3 protein-coding genes are annotated in these 3286 nt (G+C 58.0%); all 3 read right to left on the reverse strand.

Features of this window, described 5'->3' with window-relative positions; genetic code table 11:
- Positions 1-797: YidC/Oxa1 family membrane protein insertase (locus Q0176_RS10070; RefSeq protein WP_299302390.1), on the reverse strand; the 797-nt coding region annotated here is incomplete at its 3' end.
- Positions 787-2127, reverse strand: coding sequence for a CDP-glycerol glycerophosphotransferase family protein (locus Q0176_RS10075; RefSeq protein ID WP_299302393.1), 1341 nt, complete (start codon positions 2125-2127; stop codon positions 787-789). The genes Q0176_RS10075 and Q0176_RS10070, both read right to left, overlap by 11 nt.
- 34 nt (positions 2128-2161) lie before the next feature.
- On the reverse strand, positions 2162-3286 hold a 1125-nt coding region (locus Q0176_RS10080; RefSeq protein ID WP_299302396.1), incomplete at its 5' end, for a phosphonoacetaldehyde reductase.

A 3286-nucleotide genomic window follows, 5' to 3' on the forward strand; every position in this document is an offset into this window, starting at 1 on the left:
CCGATGAAGCCCCTTCTGAAAAAAAAGACGTAGCACCCCAAAATCGCAAACATCGAAAGGGCGGCCAGAATATCGGTCAGTATCCTCCACCTTCCGACGGGGAGGAATCTCCGGCCCGATATTTCATAAAAGTCTGCATGTGCGCCCAGGAAACGCCTGACCGGAACGGCGAGATTCTTCAAGAGCAGGATGACGTTATTGCTGGTCCAATAGATCAGCAGAGCTGAGGGAGCGCCATAGAGCAGAAGGAGAAAGAGGAGCCCTATGACGGAGGCCTGTAGCTTTTCTCGCGTGCCAAAGTTCTCCGTCGTCCATGCCGCCAAAAGATTGACCACCGTCATGAGGAGCGGCAGCAGGTTGATCCCGTGCCAAAGCGAATCCGGCAAGGACAGATCTCTAATGAAAAGATAAGGCTGCCCCTCCAAAAGCTCGAGGGAGGAGAGCATAGCATAAGCCGCTATCAGAAACGGAAGCTGAATGAAAAGCCCGGCATTGGAGCGAACCGCATAGACAGGATGGTAGGCATACCGCCTGTAAAGCTCCGTCAGCTCGGCGTGCTGCTCCGCACCGTGCAGTTCCCGCTTGATCTCACGAATCTGTGGAACCAGAATATCCTGCAGCTTCCGTTCCCTTTTCTGCAGCCGTGCGGCCCACGCCATGAGGGGACGCAGCAGGATATTCATCACAACCGCAAGCAGGACGAGGGACGTACCCCAATCGCCCGTGCAGGAAAAAATGGCTAGATAAAGATGTTTCAGCAGGACGACAACGGGCTTGAACAAGAGATCATACAACATTGTGGGTTTCCTCTTTCCCTTCCGCCTCATCCCTCAGGGGCGCGGACAACTGTACGGACTTTTCGACCAGATATTCCACAACCTGCTTCCCGGCGCATCCGAAGCAGGAGATGTAACGCCGCCTGGCGTCCTCCATCCCCTGCATCTTCCCCTCACGCAGGGCCTCCTCGACGATCTCGACGATATGATCTATCCTGTCTCTGCCGACCGGAATACATATCCTGTCCGCCAGGGAATCCATGCACTCCGTGGGGAGATCGGCAATCTCGAAGGAATCCCTTTCCCCGATCTCCGTCTCAAGGGAGATGACGGGCTTTCCGTAAATCATCGCATAGTCCAGGCGGATCGCCGAGGTATCGGAGATCAGGATATCGGAGGCCAGGATGGAACGGGATGGATCACTATCCTTGTCCCACGTCACATTGTCGAGCACCGATAAATATCTCTCAATCCGGTGCAGCAAGGCGGGCTCCGTCCTCCACGACTGAGGATGAGGACGGAGGATGATATCGAAATCCGCCCTTGCAAGCGTGCCGATAAATTCCGGATCGTAGCAGGACAGAAATCCCTTCTGTCCCCATGACGGAGCCAGCAGTATCGTCCGCCTCCCCGCCTGTTTCGCCACGGCTTCCGTTTCATCTTCACCACGGCCGTGCATCTCATCCCTGTCGCCCAATCGTTTGAGCAGCACGTCCCAGTAAGGCAGCCCCGTACAGACCAGTTCCTTCTCCGGCAGGCCACGAAGCCGTTCGAGGTGTCGAATCGCCGGCCGGGAGTACTCCCCCACCATACAAACCCCGTCGTAGGCGTCCAAGGATCCCTTTTTATAATAGGCGACCCCGGCCGGAGCGTGAAAAACATGGACAAGAAACTCCACGCCGGCCGGCCTCGGAAGCGGAAAACCCGGCGTGCCGATATTCGGAGTGGTGGCGAGCATCACCCTGCACCGTATTCTATTCAGCCGCGCATAGGCGGCGCTCCCCTCTCCCAGGTACCGTCCTCTCATCAGGGGACTGCGTATCGTCAATCCAGGGTCCTCGATATCCGTAGTGAAATAACTGAAGGGCTGCCCTCGCGAAATCAACGCGGAGACGATCGGCTCGAAGGTCGTCCAATAATTCTTCCCCTCGCTGAAAATGGCGATATCCTGACAGGACCGTCCCCGTTCATCCGAACGGCGCCTGCCCGTCCAAATTTCAACCGCCCGATAGAATATCCCCTTCAGCACGTATCCCACGACGCCGACCGCCGTCACGGCGATATACACCAAGGCATTGCCCGCACTGGGGTCGAGGTACGCCGCCGCAGGCCCGGGATACAGGAGGAGCAACAGACAAGCCAAGCCGCCATAACGAATAAACCACCTAATTTTCAATCCTTCCCCTCTTCTCCATACAGCTCGGTGCGAGCCCCACGGGATTGTTGCTCAAACGCGAAACGTTGGCCTCCTCAAAGGCATGGTCGTAAACGACATCAAACGACAATCCTTTTCCCTCCATCCAGGAATCCGTCAACCCTATAGCCTCCCGCAAGGCATAGAGGCTTCGTACTCCCTCATCTACCGTTTCGCAGCCCAGTACGTTCAGAATTTCCTCCACGGCCTGCCGCAAGAACCCTTCGCCCCGCGGATCCGTCACGCGATCTGCGGGAGCCGTTCCGTTCTGCCTGAGGACCTCCGGCAGGAACGTCGCCACGGCATGACCATGAGGCAATCCATAGCGCGCCGTAAGGCAATAGGAAAACGCGTGGGCCGCCGTGGTCTTGGCGACGTCGATGGACCGCCCTGCCAGATAGGCGGCCCGAAGCATTGCCGATCGACTTTCCGCTTCCGGAGCCAGGACGACGGAACGCAGGACCCGCGAACCGATCCTCAGGGACTCCAGACCGTCCTTCCGGGAGCTCTCCGTCGAGCCAACCGCCCAAAGGGACTCCATGGCCTGTGCCAGAGCGTCGAACCCCGTGCAGGCCGTAACATAAGGGGAAAGGGAAAAGGTAAAGGCGGGGTTCAGGAACACATAGCCCGGCCGTATCCGCAAGTCCCCCACGGAGTGCTTGACCAACCCATCGTACAGGACGGCAAAATGAGTGGCCTCGCTTCCTGTCCCCGCAGTCGTCGGGACGGCCAGGAACGGGAGAAAAGCGCCGCGCTCCGTTTCGGAGCGTATCCCCTTCAGGTACGCCCCAGGGCTCTGCCGCGTCGAGGAAAAAAAGTTGACCAATTTCGCCGTGTCGAGGGGGGTCCCCCCTCCAACGGCCATGATCAGGCTGCAGGGGTCCTCCTCAAAAAAACTCAGCGCCGACTGCAAAGCCTCGATCTCGGGATTCGCCGCAGCCGTCCTGAGGCGCCGCACAGCCACCCCATTCAACAGGGGGGAAAAGAAATCGGCTGCACCGCTTGCCTCCCAGGAGGCCCCTCCCGTCACCAAAAATAGTTTTTCAGACGTTCCAGCTCCAAGAAAATCCTTCCATAAAGCACCGAAGCCCTCAGT

The sequence above is a fragment of the uncultured Fretibacterium sp. genome (genome assembly GCF_938040765.1).
GTDB lineage: Bacteria > Synergistota > Synergistia > Synergistales > Aminobacteriaceae > CAJPSE01.